This window comes from Pedobacter caeni (assembly GCF_900129215.1).
Classification (GTDB): domain Bacteria; phylum Bacteroidota; class Bacteroidia; order Sphingobacteriales; family Sphingobacteriaceae; genus Pedobacter; species Pedobacter caeni.
The window spans coordinates 1,211,678-1,226,726 of sequence record NZ_FQUQ01000002.1; the positions used below are offsets into that span (position 1 = coordinate 1,211,678).

The 15,049-nt window shown below is 41.0% G+C and carries 14 protein-coding genes; 12 read left to right on the forward strand and 2 right to left on the reverse strand.

From position 1 onward, the window contains the following. Positions 1 to 7 precede the first annotated feature (7 nt). From BUC20_RS12600 to BUC20_RS12650, 11 genes are all read left to right on the forward strand, one after another. Positions 8 to 472, forward strand: a complete 465-nt coding sequence (locus BUC20_RS12600) for a heme-binding domain-containing protein (protein WP_073231304.1) — start codon at positions 8 to 10, stop codon at positions 470 to 472. 3 nt (positions 473 to 475) lie between these two features. Next, complete coding sequence (locus BUC20_RS12605) at positions 476 to 2,800, forward strand: multicopper oxidase domain-containing protein (protein WP_234994512.1); 2,325 nt, start codon at positions 476 to 478, stop codon at positions 2,798 to 2,800. 73 nt (positions 2,801 to 2,873) lie between these two features. After that, positions 2,874 to 3,494, forward strand: coding sequence for a hypothetical protein (locus BUC20_RS12610; protein WP_073231306.1), 621 nt, complete (start codon positions 2,874 to 2,876; stop codon positions 3,492 to 3,494). A 58-nt stretch (positions 3,495 to 3,552) separates the two neighbouring features. Then, the gene (locus BUC20_RS12615; RefSeq protein ID WP_073231308.1) at positions 3,553 to 4,524 is read left to right on the forward strand and encodes a 3-keto-disaccharide hydrolase; all 972 of its coding nucleotides are present in this window, start codon (positions 3,553 to 3,555) and stop codon (positions 4,522 to 4,524) included. Positions 4,525 to 4,707: 183 nt separating this feature from the next. After that, positions 4,708 to 6,021 (forward strand): sensor histidine kinase, encoded by a 1,314-nt coding sequence (locus BUC20_RS12620; RefSeq protein ID WP_159441094.1) that lies wholly within the window; start codon positions 4,708 to 4,710, stop codon positions 6,019 to 6,021. Beyond that, entirely contained in the window at positions 6,018 to 6,704 is a 687-nt protein-coding gene (locus BUC20_RS12625) for a response regulator transcription factor (RefSeq protein WP_073231311.1), read from the forward strand. Before BUC20_RS12620 ends, BUC20_RS12625 begins: the two co-directional genes overlap by 4 nt. Before the next feature lie 88 nt (positions 6,705 to 6,792). Further along, on the forward strand, positions 6,793 to 9,606 hold the full coding sequence (locus BUC20_RS12630; protein WP_084528790.1) for an outer membrane beta-barrel protein: 2,814 nt from the start codon (positions 6,793 to 6,795) through the stop codon (positions 9,604 to 9,606). Between the two features lie 6 nt (positions 9,607 to 9,612). After that, positions 9,613 to 10,278 (forward strand): hypothetical protein, encoded by a 666-nt coding sequence (locus tag BUC20_RS12635; protein ID WP_073231315.1) that lies wholly within the window; start codon positions 9,613 to 9,615, stop codon positions 10,276 to 10,278. 61 nt (positions 10,279 to 10,339) lie between these two features. Continuing rightward, complete coding sequence (locus BUC20_RS12640) at positions 10,340 to 11,131, forward strand: AraC family transcriptional regulator (protein WP_073231317.1); 792 nt, start codon at positions 10,340 to 10,342, stop codon at positions 11,129 to 11,131. A gap of 71 nt (positions 11,132 to 11,202) precedes the next feature. Then, positions 11,203 to 11,682, forward strand: a complete 480-nt coding sequence (locus tag BUC20_RS12645; RefSeq protein ID WP_200800934.1) for a DoxX family protein — start codon at positions 11,203 to 11,205, stop codon at positions 11,680 to 11,682. Continuing rightward, positions 11,657 to 12,001, forward strand: a complete 345-nt coding sequence (locus tag BUC20_RS12650; RefSeq protein ID WP_073231321.1) for a cupin domain-containing protein — start codon at positions 11,657 to 11,659, stop codon at positions 11,999 to 12,001. The genes BUC20_RS12645 and BUC20_RS12650 overlap by 26 nt, the downstream gene beginning before the upstream one ends. Positions 12,002 to 12,076: 75 nt before the next feature. Here BUC20_RS12650 and tssD read toward each other — a convergent pair whose 3' ends face one another. Together tssD and BUC20_RS12660 are read right to left on the reverse strand one after the other, a co-directional pair. Next, a complete protein-coding gene (gene tssD, locus BUC20_RS12655; protein WP_073231323.1) occupies positions 12,077 to 12,583 on the reverse strand; it encodes a type VI secretion system tube protein TssD in 507 nt (168 codons plus the stop codon). Between the two features lie 17 nt (positions 12,584 to 12,600). Beyond that, positions 12,601 to 12,942, reverse strand: coding sequence for a magnetosome magnetite crystal formation protein family (locus tag BUC20_RS12660; protein WP_073231325.1), 342 nt, complete (start codon positions 12,940 to 12,942; stop codon positions 12,601 to 12,603). 204 nt (positions 12,943 to 13,146) lie between these two features. On the opposite strand from BUC20_RS12660, the gene BUC20_RS12665 reads away from it, so the two are divergent. Beyond that, a complete protein-coding gene (locus BUC20_RS12665) occupies positions 13,147 to 15,009 on the forward strand; it encodes a LuxR C-terminal-related transcriptional regulator (protein ID WP_073231327.1) in 1,863 nt (620 codons plus the stop codon). Positions 15,010 to 15,049 lie beyond the last annotated feature (40 nt).

Here is a 15,049-nt window from a genome sequence, read left to right on the forward strand (position 1 = left end):
CATACTTATGAAAAGGACAAAGGTGGTGCTATTGACCTTATTCGCTTTATTTCTAATTATTCAGTTGATCAGACCTGTCCGCAATAAGAGCGGGCAGGCTCCTGAAACTGATATGAGCAAAGTTTACAAAATGCCGGAAAGCGTGCAGGGCATTTTTAAAAAGGCCTGTTATGATTGTCACAGCAACAATACTGATTACCCCTGGTACACGAATATTCAACCTATTGGATGGTGGATGGCGGAGCATATCAGTGACGGAAAAGAAGAATTGAATTTTAACGGGTTTGGGACTTATTCTATCAGGAAACAAAAAAGTAAATTAAAGTCTATCGAAGGTAGTGTAGAAGAAAACAGTATGCCTTTATCATCTTATACCCTCATACACAAAGATGCGATGCTGTCTTTAAGGGAAAAGGCATTGGTTCTGGATTGGCTGAAAAAAACAAGAGACAGCATTTCATTAAACAAATAGGATATGAAAAAGATATTAATAGCGGTACTGATGTTTGGTTTTTCGCAAATGCTCTTTGCACAACACGAAGGACATCAGATGCCGGCAAAACCAGCGCAGAAACCGGAGTTGAAAAAGCCCTCATTTGACAAGAGCAGCTCAAAAGTAAAAGCACAGCCAAAATCAGTGCGTTACGATTTGTATGTAAACGATACAACGGTTAACTATTCAGGTAAAGAGAAAAAAGCAATCGCCATTAATGGAAGTATTCCGGGACCTGTGTTGACTTTTACGGAAGGAGATACCGCGGTGGTTTATGTGCACAACCTCATGCACATGGAAACTTCGATCCACTGGCATGGAGTCTTCCTGCCGAACCGCTATGATGGCGTTCCTTATCTGACGCAAATGCCGATCAAACCTCATTCTACCTTTGTTTATAAGTTTCCTGTCATCCAAAATGGGACCTATTGGTACCATAGTCATACAGAGTTGCAGGAGCAAAGCGGTATGTATGGAGCTTTGATTTTTAATAAGGTAAATGAACCTGATATTCCGACCATCCCCGTGGTACTGAGTGATTGGACGGACATGAACCCTATGGAAGTAGAGCGGTTTTTACACAATGCGAACGATTGGTCTGCCATTAAAAAAGGAACTACCCAAAGCTATGCTGAAGCGATACAAAAAGGACATTTTAAAACTAAACTGACCAATGAATGGAAGCGGATGAGCGCGATGGATGTGAGTGATGTTTATTATGAAAAGTTCCTGAGCAATGGGAAACCTGCGCTTAGTTATACACAATTTAAGGCTGGGGATAAGGTCAGACTGAGGATGATTAACGGTGGGGCTTCTACTTATTTCTGGCTCAGCTATTCGGGTGGCAAGATCACTGTGGTGGGAAATGATGGTAATGATGTGGAACCTGTGGAGGTAGACCGGCTGATCATTTCTCCTTCTGAAACTTATGATGTGATCGTTACCATTCCCCAAAACATGCAGTATGAGTTTTTATCGACGGCCGAAGACCGTACCAATTCTACCTCTATATGGTTGGGAAGCGGAATGAAAATGCCAGCAAAACCTTTAGGAAAACTGAAATATTTCGAAGGGATGAAGATGATGAACGACATGATGAAGATGGATGGGAGCATGGCTCCAATGGAAGGAATGGAAATGAGTAACCAGCAAATGGACATGAACAATGTCATGTATCCGGAAATTACAGGAGAAGAAACCGCTAAGTCTAAGAAAAAGACCGAAAAGAAAGGACATGATATGAAGGCTATGGGAAACATGAAGGGGATGGATATGGGAAGTCCGGATGATGCTGCTGATCTTGTGACACTGAATTATGGAATGTTACGTGCTACAGAAAAAACGACCTTAAGAAAAGGGCCGGAAAGGTTGCTGAAATTTGAACTCACCGGAAATATGGACCGTTATGTCTGGACGTTGGATAATAAAACAGTTTCGGAGTCAGACCGGATTCTGATCAAAAAAGGAGAAAACGTGAAAATTATCCTTTACAACAACTCTATGATGCGCCATCCTATGCATTTACATGGGCATGATTTCAGGGTATTGAACGGACAGGGGGAATACGCTCCTTTGAAAAATGTACTTGATATCTTGCCAATGGAAACGGATACCCTGGAATTCGCGGCAACTGAAAGTGGGGATTGGTTCTTCCATTGTCATATCCTTTACCATATGATGAGTGGGATGGGAAGGGTATTCAGCTATGAAAACTCTCCTCCAAACCCTGAAATTCCAGATCCGAAGTATGCACAAAGGAGGTTAAACAGTGATGACCGGATGTTTCACCTGATGGGGATGGCCGGACTGGAAAGTAATGGAAGTGACGGGCAGTTTATGGTGGCAAATACCCGTTATCGTCTTTCTACAGAATGGAGGCTTGGATTCAAAGCACACCACGGTATGGAAAGTGAAACTTATTTCGGTAAGTATTTGGGCAAAACACAATGGTTGTTTCCTTTTATAGGTTTTGATTACCATTATAATCCGGTAAGAGATGAAAGCGAGAAGAATATGTTCGGGCAGCTGAGCAATCAGAAGAACAGGAAAGCACTGACTGCAGGTATCCAATACACCTTGCCCATGTTGATCGTAGCCGAAGCAAGGGTGGATAGTAAGGGCAAACTGCGTTTCCAGCTGAAACGCGAAGATGTTCCCATTACAAACAGGTTAAGGTTTAATTTTTCTGCCAATACAGACAAAGAATACATGACTGGTTTCCGTTATATCGTGACCAAGTATTTCTCTTTGTCTACCCATTATGATAGCGATATGGGGTATGGAGGAGGAATCACATTAAGTTATTAAGTATGCTTTTTTATTTTTAAGTTTAAAATTCAGTTAAATCCCGCTTGTGGGAGGCTTAAGAAAATAAAACAGTATGAAAATTTCCAGAAATGACCCATATGATTTAGACTTGTTTATCAGAGGTTTAGGGGTGTTGCTGACCCAGATGCATTCGGATCTTTATGAATACATCTACTACATGACTTTTAAGAAATCGATGAAATCCTACGCCAAAGATTTCAACGACCCCTGGGAACAGGCGATTGAACACCTGGACTTTTTTGAAAAAATTGAAGATCCATTTGTACAAAATTGCCTGAGTGCCCAGCAAAGACTGATTGACTGTAAAGTGGAGCTGACTTTAAGATTTGGGATAGATGAAGTAGAGGATCTGGAAGACCCCTTAATGTCAGTGCAGGCATTGCGTTACAGGCCCTACATGTTGGTATTTAAACGTTCTAAAAGTTATAAAAAACTAAAACTTTATTATGAACGTTCCTTGTCTGAGTTTATCGAGAGCTTGTATTTATATGCCTGTGCATTGACAGCCGAAAGTTATAAGATTCCTCTGGTACTCAAAAAGCGGCTCAACCTTCCGGATGAGGAAAGTTTCAGATTGTTGAATCAGGATAACCAAACCGTAGAATTATTAACGGAGCTGATCAAGGGTTTAAAAAAAGACCTGAGTGACCTAAGATTGTTAATGAAGAAATAAAGCCTTGTGCAAAAACTGAATAAACCCTATCTTTCGATAACCTAATCATTCTAATCAGATGCATCAAAAGTTTCTCTTATTAGGGCTAAGCAGCCTGTTAACATTTGGGTCGGCAAATACGTTATTTGCAGCAGACCATTCCCCAATCAGCAGTCTTCAGCAGGAAGTGACTGCAAAAGATTTAATCGGCCGCTGGGACATTACCATGGACGACAATGGAAAACCTGTTCCTTCCTGGCTGGAAGTCAAACTTTCCGGTTATAAGACATTGGTTGGTTATTTTGTTGGGGTATCCGGAAGTGCCCGTCCGATTGCAAAAGTGAATTTTGATAAAGGGAAGTTCAGTTTCACCATCCCACCTCAATGGGAAAGCGGAGATCAGGATTTTGTGATCGAAGGAGAAGTGTCTGGAACTGAAATTCATGGTACTTTACTGAGCAGTGAAGGAAAAAAATATACCTGGAAGGGCGTAAAAGCACCCGCATTAAAAAGAACAGTAACTGCATGGGCTAAGCCAATAAACCTGTTCAATGGAAAGGACCTTAGTGGTTGGAAGGCATTGGGTAAAAACCAATGGTTAGTTAAAAATGGTGTCTTGACGAGCCCTCAGTCTGGTGCGAATCTCATCTCAGAGCAGAAGTTTACAGACTTTAAATTGCATGTAGAGTTCAGGTATCAGAAAGGCAGCAATAGTGGTGTTTATCTAAGAGGCCGTTATGAAGCACAGATCGAAGATAGCCCAAAAGATGCACATCCTTCAAGCGTATTGTTTAGCGGAATATATGGCTTCTTACCGCCAAATGAAATTGCGGCTTTAGGGCCAGACCAATGGCAAAGCTACGATATTACCCTGGTTGGCCGTATGGTAACCGTGGTGGCGAATGGTAAGACCGTGATCAGTAACCAGGAGATTCCGGGAATCACCGGAGGTGCGCTGGATAGCAATGAAGGTGAAGCGGGACCGCTATATATTCAGGGAGATCATGGGCCGATTGAATTCAGGAAAATTGTGATTACGCCTGCGAAATAAAATTTAGAGACCAGAATAGGTAGCATATCCTTTCTGGTCTTTTTAGACCTTCAGTTCTGAGTTAAGGATTGTTGCAGTTTTGTTAACGAATGTTAACAAGCTAATTGTTTAGTGTCCATTGGCTTATATTTGTGAATGGACTTTATTATTAAGCGCATATGGTATATCACTATCCCAACTGCAATGGCAGTTTTGATATTTCAATTATACTGGTTACGCGTTACTTATGTAAATCAGCAGGTCAGCTTCGAACAACTGGCAACTGATGCTTTACAAAAAGCCTATGATAGTGCAATTCTAAGTTCCTTAGCAGGAAAAAAAGCAGTATTTGGAGAGGCCAGTTCTGTTAAGTTATCTACAACAAATCTGAATTTAGAAAAACTTGACCGCAAAAGTCTGCAAAAATTAATTTCCGGGTCAAAACCTATTAAATCGGATACTGTATTTACCGTTAAGGAACCAACAGAGGGCATGAACAGTTTCTTGTCTGAAGTCCTTTCGATGAGTTTCTTTTCTCAATTGAGTCCCGCAGAGTTGAATAAAAGCTATCGGGAAGAGCTTAAAAACCGAAAAATTCCCCTTCCTTTCAGATTATCCATCCTTAAGAAAGGAACTAAAATCAATCCTTCTCCCGGGAATATTCTTGTTCAGCTGAAAAATAAAAATCAGGTGGTAGCCGCAGAGTTTTCCGGAGTAAGTAAATTGTTATTGGTTAATATCTTATGGCCTATTGTGCTTTCGTTTTTGCTGGTGGTACTGATTACAGGATGCATCTCCCTTTTGGCCCGGATCATTTACAGGCAGAAAAAACTGGAGAACATGAAAAATGATTTCATCAGCAATATCAGTCATGAACTTAAAACACCCCTGGCCATTCTGAGTACAACCAATGATGTACTATTAAATTTTGATGGTTTAAAAGATCAGGAAAAAACAGAGCGATACCTGAGATTAAGCAAAGATGAACTCTATAAATTACAGGGACTGATTGACGGAATACTTTCACTCAGCAAAATGGAGCATAGTGAGCATGGACTTGGAAAACCAGAAATGATTTACCTTCATGACTTGCTAAAGGTGGTTTCTTCCCGCTTTATGGAGTTGCAAGGGGTAGAAATAACGCTTGATTTGCAAGTTCCTAATGAATTGGTGAGCGTCTGGCCGGATGCGTTAAAAACAGTACTTTCCAATCTGCTGGACAATGCGATCAAATATACTCCCGGAAACGACAAATTGATCGGAATTACTGTTAGTCAGGATTCAAAGCATTATTTTTTTAGTATCACTGATTTCGGAATGGGAATCAGTGAGGAGCATCAGTCTTATATTTTTGATAAGTTTTACCGTGTTCCACAGGGGAATATTCATGAGGTCAAAGGGTATGGATTGGGACTCAGTCATGTGAAAAGCCTGGTTGAAAAGATGGGGGGGGAGATTCGGGTAGTCAGTCAATTAAAAAAAGGATCAGTATTTACCGTCCAATTGAATAAGAAATGAATGATGAAGTAAAGTTGTTATTGGTCGAAGATGAGCCAATACTTGCCGGGGTAGTCAAAGAAACACTGGAAATGAAAGGTTATAAGGTAAGTCATGCCAGCAATGGACTGGAAGGCTTGGATCATTTTCAGCGCTTTAACCCGGATTTATGCATCATCGATATCATGATGCCGCAGAAGGATGGTTTATCTCTGATCGAAGAGATCAGAACCAGGAATAAGCATATTCCACTGATCATACTTACTGCAAAAAGCGAAATCCAGGATGTGTTAAGGGGCTTTCATGCCGGAGCCGACGACTATATGAAGAAGCCATTTAGTGTGGAAGAATTGTTGATGCGTATTCAGGTCTTACTTAAAAGAAGCAGAACCACAGGAAATCCAACTCCTGATCTTTATTATCTTGGTAATTATATATTTGATTCCAATCGCCAGGAGTTACATTTTGGTGGTGAAGTTCAGCGCATGTCTCAGCGGGAAGCTGAAATTCTAAAAAGCCTGGCCAATCATTTAAATGAGATTACCTCCAGAAAAGAAATGCTCATTGAGCTTTGGGGAGACGATAGTTTTTTCAATACGCGCAGTATGGATGTCTATATCACCAGAATTCGCAAATACTTATCGCAGGACGTAAACGTACAGATCGTGAATGTCCGGGGGAGAGGATACAAACTAATCGTGTAATCTTCTGGGGGTTCTTTTCTAACTTTTGTTAAGGTTATATCAACGTTCATTAACCAAGGTTAGAAAATTGTCACACTAGTTTTGTGACATGATGAGTAAGAATAATAAATTTTGGGGGCTGATGATGCTGATCTTGTTGGGATGGATTAGCCCTGCATTTTCACAACAGGATCTCAGGTCGTTTATTGTTGATGCCAACTCTGGCAGAGCTTTAAAGCACATCACCATTAAAGTTGTTGATCACAAGGATTCCACTATCAGCAAGTTGGGGCTAACTGATTCAACGGGCTTAATTGTATTTAATCAAGTTCAAAAAGGAGATTATAAACTTCAGGTTCACGCTGTGGGTTATGTCGATACATTGATTCATTTCAGCATTCCAACGGGTAAGTTCCCTGCATTTCCAGGTACCGTATATCTCCGGCCAGATCGTGGAATTCAGTTAAAGGAAGTTGTTATCAAGGATGATGGCCCCGCTGTTGGTATGAAGGGTGATACCATAGAGTACAATGCGACAAAATTCAAAACCAAAGACAATGCGGTAGTAGAGGATTTGTTGAGGAAGCTTCCGGGGGTGAATATCGATAAAACCGGAACCATCAAAGCCCAGGGGGAGGTGGTGCAGCGGGTATTGGTAGATGGGAAAGAGTTTTTTGGTAGTGACCCTTCTGTCGCAACCCGTAACCTGCCTGCGGATATGATACAAAAGGTTCAGGTTCTTGATAAAAACAGCGATATGGCTGAATTTACCGGAGTCGCCGACGGGAAACAAATGAAGACCATCAATCTCATTACCAAGAAAAACAGAAAGCGGGGATATTTTGGCAATTTAAATGGGGGACTCGGTGATGCAAGTCGCTATGAAGCCGGGCTGAATGTAAATAGCTTTGTGAATGAAGCGCAGATGTCTTTAATTCTCAAAGGCAATAACGTCAATAAATCAGGCTTCAGTGCGACCGAGCTGATCAAGCTACTGACTCAAAATCCGGAGATGTTCAACAGCCTGCCTCCATCTGCATTGTCGGAATTGATGAAGATGAAATCTGTTAAGATCGAAGGAAGCAGTGAAGCGCTTGCGGAAATGGCCCGTCCTTCCGGACTCACTGACACGAAATATGGCGGATTAAATTTTAACAACGACTGGTCTGACCGGTTTAAACTTCGCAGCAGCTACTTTTTTAATGACAACCAAACAGAGGATCGGTTCGACAATTCAAGACAATACCTCCTGCTGCAGTCGCCCTATAATTATTTACAGTCTGGTACAAAAACAGATCATACCAATAATAAGCGAATTGATTTGAGTGCTGATGTTAAGCTTAGCAAACGCAGTTCCATCAAAATCAGCCCCCGTGTTAATTTAAGTAATTCTGACAGAAACTCAGGGAATACGTTCAGTTCAGTCAGCATAGGAGCGGATCCTATTCCAATAAACGACGGAACCCAATTGTTTAAAAGCAAGTCAAGGAACAATATGGTTAGTGGCAATACGCTGTTCAGGCACCGGCTGACGAAAGCAGGGAGGACATTGGTATTCGAAATGACTCCTGAATACTTTCAGAGCAAGGGTAATTACCTGAATCAATCTACCAATAACCTTTATGGAGAAAACAGGAAAACAACAGAAAATACCGACCAGCAGACTTTAAGTACCGGCGATATTTATAACCTTAATAACAACCTGGTTTATACGGAGCCCCTGTCCTCCAGATATCTTTTGCAGGCTGGTCAGCAGTTTTATTACAGTCATGGGAAATACCTCCGTCGGGTAAATAATAAAAATGCGTTGAACGGCAATTACGACGATTCTGTTGCTGCTTTATCAGATCATTTCACTTCTGATAGAATTGAATATAACAGTAAATTATCGGTCTCCGGTAACTACAGGAAGTTCAATTATACAGTTGGTGCTGGTTTCAAACAAAGTCAGGTTCGGGGCAACTCTCAGCTTAGAAACTACCAGGTAGATCAGCACTACCGGGCCTTTTTACCTTCTGCTTATGCTACCTATAAAATGACTGCTTCTGAAAAACTGGTGTTGAATTATGCGATGGAAACCAATATGCCTTCTGTCAGTAATCTGCAGCCCATTGAAGACAACATTGATCCTTTGTTTACCCGCAAAGGTAATCCGGATCTGGAACAGGAAAAGAATCAGCGTTTATCTTTGGTCTTTAACTCTTTCCAACTGGGGTCAGGGAATTCTGTTTATGCTTCTTTTAACCTGAACTGGTTTAATCAGCAGATCACAGATCATACCCTTACCGATGCTGCAACGGGGAAGCAACTGATTATCCCGGTCAATGTAAGGGGGAATTACAGGTATGGTTTAAACATGGGGAAAACAATCAGGCTGGATGCAAATGGTTCTTCACTGACAGCTGAGGTCAACGGGGCTTATTCAAAAAGTAGTCTCATGAACGACAACCTCTTAAACAATATTAAGACTTTATCTGTCAGCCCTGAGCTGTCTGTTAATTATTATCTGGGTAATAAAGTCAGTCTTAGCGGCCGGGGCAGTGCATCCTGGAATACCCGTAAATTTTCCAGGCTTACAGGCTTACCAGCAGAAAACTGGCTGTTGAGCTATAGTTTGGAGAGCATTGTTATCCTTCCTTTTAAAATGTCTTTGGAAGGTAGTATAGATGGTTTCAGTACTCCTGGCCTGAGCAAGGGTTATAACACAAGTGTGATGGTCTTAAACAGTGGCTTAAATAAGGAGATTGGTAAACAATTCTCTATAAAAGCGGAGGCGAGAGACCTGCTGAACCGGAATCAAAGTGTCAGCAGGATCACAGGGAATGGGTATATCGAAGATAAAAGAAACAATGCCCTCGGCAGGTATTTTCAGCTCTCTGCAGTTTACAAATTCAGACATTTTCCAAAATCAAATAAAAAATAGAATCATATGAAAGCAAAAATGATGTTCGTGTTAGCCACCTTTGGTATAGGCTTTAATTTAAGTGCACAGGACAAAACCCAGGGTAAAGTGAATTATGAGGTAAGTATAAATTTACATGCTTCGTTAAAACCTGATCAATTACAATTCAAGGACATGATTCCTGAATTTTCTACCTCAGAAGAAGTCCTTTATTTTAAAGGGAACCTGGCAAAAATTGAACGTGTAAGTCCCGGAGAACAGGAAGGAGAGGATGGGGTAAAGATAAAAATGGAGTTTGAGGGTGGCAAGAAAGGAATGTATAGTGATGGTACCTTTGAGGGGACCTATAATCTCCTGGAAAAGGACGGAAAGAAATCCCTGCAGGTAATGAATTCTAAAATTGGCAAGAAAGAGAATCGCGATGAGAAGGAGGGCAGCAAAGAAAATCAGCGTACTAAAACCAAGGAGATTTTAGGTTTTACCTGTCAGAGTGTAGCAGCTGGGGATGTTACCATGTGGATCACTAAGGAGCTGCCATTTAAAATCGGCCCTTTTGGGATATTTTCTAAAGAGGGAGCTATTCTGGGCCTTGATATGAAAACAGGTAAAGCCTATGCAACTTCAATTGATTATGTACCTGTAAAGGCAGAAGAGCTGGTTGTCCCTAAAGATTTACCCATAGAAAAGAAATAACAAATGAGGAGCCGATCTGCGTTTTTATTTCTAAATTCAACCTTGTTTTTATGTCGGGTAGATGATTGAAATAAAGAGCTTTAAGGAGATAAACGAATTGAAAAAACCAAAACGTATCTTGAAATACGTTTTGGTTTTTTGTACGTCAGGTACAGCAACAATTGTGGTAGATGAAAATGAATTTGAGCTTTCTGAAAACACAGTAATTACCATTACTTCCGGACAAATCCATTATTTCAAAAAACTGGACGGTGCACAAGGCATCATTCTGGAGTTCACTTACGATTTTTTTATCAAAGGCGACCATGATATGGAACTTATCTTTCACAATGGCTTGTTCTGTCATTTTGCAATGAACGAAGCCATTAAAGTTGAAAACGGAGCAACGATCATGAAGGAGCTTGCTGAAATTGAACAGGAAATATTAAGCAGACCTTATCAATACCTGATTTCTGTGCATAGCCGGATTGAGCTGATCCTGATTGAGATCAACCGGACAAAAATTAACCGTGGAGATGAAATCTATAAGCCTGATGCATTATTCCTGCGTTTTCTGGAAGCGGTATTGGGTAATTTTAAGCACAACCTGTCTGTGAACGATATTGCTTCGCTTCTGGGGACCACGGAAGCGAAATTAAATGAGCTTTCAAAACTTCATACCAATAAAACAGCACAGAACGTGATCTTTGGATTGATTGTATCTGAATCAAAACGGCTCTTTACCTACGAGAGGCTATCTGTGAAAGAGGTGGCCTATGCATTGGGGTTTAATGATCCTTTTTACTTCTCTAATTTCTTCAAGAAACATACCCTGATCTCTCCAAAGTCTTACAAGGAGACCGTTTTGAATTAATCTTATATGCTTTTTCCGGAATTCTCTATTCTTTAAGGAAGGGGCTTGTTGCACCTTTATATCTGATCAGAATGAATATGAAAAGATATCAGGATACCGCAACACTACTCTTACGATTTGCATTGGCAATAGGGTTTTTATCTGCTGTGAGTAGCAGGCTAGGGCTGTTATGTACACATTCTTCCGGCTGGACGAATTTCTTGGCCTATGCTGGAAAAGTAAATTCATTTCTCCCCGAAAGCATGGTTATGCTTTTTGCCATCGCAAGCACCATTTTAGAGGGCGGCTTTGCTTTACTATTACTGATGGGGTATCAAACCCGATGGGCATCAGCAGGTGCAGCAGGATTAACCCTGGCATTCGCATTGGCCATGACTTACTCTTTTGGCCTCAAAGATCCGCTGGATTATTCTGTGTTTGCATTTAGCGCAGGCTCCTTTCTGTTATCTACAATGCCACAATACTGCTGGAGCATCGACGAGCTGATCTTAAAAAAAGGAAACAACACAAAAAAAGCTAATATGTATGAAAAAGCAAATTACAAAAAGTAACGAAACAGACTGGATCCCTTTGGCTGAAGAAGGGGTTTATACCAAAGATGTATTTTCAAAAGCATTACGGTTGGATGAAGCCACACGCAGACCGCTCACCTTCCTGTTGAAGTTTGATGCAGGTGCAGGTTATCCTAATCATAGTCATCCTGCAGGCGAGGAAATTTATGTGCTGGAAGGGGAGGTGCGCTTTGGTGCAGATGAATTACATGCCGGTGATTATTTATATATGCCACCAGGAAGTTCCCACTCTGCCTTTTCAAAAACAGGGTGTACCATGTTGTTTGTAGTTCCGGAAGAAGTCGTAATCCTAAAATAATCAATAAAAACAACCATGTGTGGTTTTTATGCGGATCAGAAAGTTTGTTTAACCGTAAAGGAAATATTTGAGACCTCAATGAACAGGTGTGCCCGATGGCGCAGGCCGTTCATCAACTGCCGTATAAATCTTTACATGATCTATCACAAGACTCTTGATGTAAATAGCCAACTGGGCAGAAGAAGATCGATCTACGTTCATAAAGCTTTCCGCAATGTTAGCGACCATTCCATTAGTGAAAGCCACACTTCTGGCCTTTCGTTCCAAACCTGCAGAAATGATGATCAGTCCATCTGCTTCTTTTAGTTCGCCTGAGACCCATTTTAACAAAAAGGGATCAACATCCTGAGCAAGATCCAGACTGATTGTACAGGCATTTTCAGGTGATAGTTTTTGATTTGGTATATCAAAAGGCCTGTAGAACATGTAGCTGAAGCTATTCAGCTGATAAGTGTGGACTGTTTTGTCTTTAGGGTCAGTTAGTTTTAGCATAACCTCACTCTTGTTCTCCTGAGCAATGATTTTTAATGGACCAGCGAGGCTCAGGAGAAAGATGAGGGTATAAATTGGCTTGGTTTTCATGGCTTTTGATTTAAATTTTACACTGTTTTGGTGGAGAAATTAAACCGGCCTTCAAATAGCTTTCCGATCAGGGGAACCGGACGTTCCACTTCATTTAAGGCTGTAATGACACCAAACAACAAAAGGATTAAAGGGATAAATAAGGCTACATAAAAGACGATTGCCAGGGATGGGATAATGGCTAAAATGATTCCGCCTGCCAGACTAATGGCCAGATAAGCAATAAATACGCCCAGGGCCTGTCCCAAATGATAGTTAACCAGCTTACTTTGTTCTGCTGATTTCTTATACTCCAGGTAAGCAACGATCCAGCCGATGATGGTGATGTAGGCCAGGATGGCCATAGTTTTGTTTTTCATGTTTATTAAGAGATTAGTGTAGGGTACAGTACAAAATTAAGTCCCCTGATTGCCCGGTCCAAGTAAAGTCTGGCTACGTTATGACTACCATATCGGAGCCAGACGACTACAATGCATCTACTAAAAAATCTTAAATGGTTTTTATTCAGTTGTTTATGTATAGTTAGTGTTTCTTAAAGCGTTTCTTTTTTCTATTTTTGATTCATGCAACTACCTGCCAGATCATTATTCCTGCTAGGTGCTTTTCTCCTGGTTTTCTTAACAAAAGTGGAAGCACAAAAGATCTATATAGATTCATTGAAGAGTTTGTTATTACATAAAAATCTTTCTGATGAAGGCCGGACTGTGGCCATGTGTAAATTAGCGAAGGCTAATTTTGAGCAGGATTTGCCTCAGGCGATTAAACTGGCAAATGAAGCATTACCTGTAGCGGCGAGGCTAACGGATGGAAGAGGGAAGGCAATGACTTTTGCTACACTTGTTCATTTGTATGTCCGCAAAAAGGACATGAAAAATGCATACGAATGCCTGGATAGTGCAAGATACTATGCGAACCGGACTAAAGATCCGCTGGCCAAAGGTTTTGTTTCGATGAGAGATGGATGGCTGGACCTGGTTAATGATGAAAGTGACAAATCTATTGCTAAGTTCCTGACTGCACTGAACTTTTTTAACGGACAAAATGCTGCGGAATATGAAAATCTGGTCTATCATTATCTGGCCAGTATATATGGCTATGGAAATGATCCGGCTAAGCAGCGGAAATATGCACTCTTATGCTATGATACCGCCATAAAAAGCAAACAGGTTGAACCATTGAATACGGCATACTTCACCCTTGGCCAGAGTTACTATGATCGTTTTAAGCTGGATACAGGAAGGCGGGTGTTGCTGGATTCTGCTATGAATTTCTATAAGAAGGCCCTGGATCTTTCGGCAGGACAACCGGGACGCTTGCTGGTGCGTAGCAATACCGCTGCGATTGCTTTAAATACGGCCAACAGCTATTTCAAACATTACCCCAACGCCTACCGCGACAGTGCGGAGAAATACATCGACATAGCCGTTGATATTGCTACGAGAACTAATCTTCATGAGGTCTTGCTCAATTGTTATGGGATGCGTAGTGAATATGCATTAAGAGAAGGGAAATATGATGTGGCCGAAGGAATGTTGTTAACGGGATTGAGTAAGGTTAAAGAAGAGGTGATTCAAATGCCGGTTACCAAAGCCAGGATGTTTTTGGCACTCTCCAACATCGCCGAAAAAAGAGGAGATCCTGCGGCTGCTCTGAATTACCTGAAGAAGAATATTGCCTATACAAAGGAAGCTTTTGATGAAGAAAAGATCAATGCCATTCAACGGATAGATGCCCAGTATCAATCTGAAAAAAGAGAACAAAAAATAGCTTATTTACAGCAAGAGGCTGCGTTTAATAAAAAGAGGAATGTCTTTTACCTCATATTTGGTATAACAGGCCTGGTGATCCTGCTTTTATTGCTCAGTTCTTATAATTATAAACTTAAGGCTTCAGTAAGGAAACAGAAACTGGTAGATCAGGAAAAGAAGGAAGCGGAATTAAGGGCACAATTGAGGGAAGCGGAGGCGATTCAATTACAGACCGAGCAGGTCCTGATGAAGGAAAGGCAAGAGCGTTTAGAAAAAGAACTGCTGGCAGGTACTTTACAGATTGAGGAAAAAAATGAATTGCTGGGCTTGTTATCAGGAAAAGTGAGCACTGATAGCCACTTGTCTCTTGATGAACAGATCAAACGGATTGTCAATCAGCAGAAAAAGATGGATAAAGAGTTTGAAGATCATAAAACAGACTTTTTCGAAACAAATACCGCCTTTTTCGAGCGCTTACAGCAGAAATCAGACCATAGTCTTACACGTCTTGACCTGAAATACTGTTCTTATATTTTGATGGGTATGTCGAACAAGGAAATATCAGTCCGGTTGAGCATTGAGCCTAAAAGCATTAGAATGGCACGCTACCGGATCAAGCAAAAGTTTGGCCTGGAAAAGGACGAAAGTCTGGATAATTTCATCCGGTCGCAGGAGTAGAAAAACAAAGCATAATGACAATGGAATGATTTATGATATG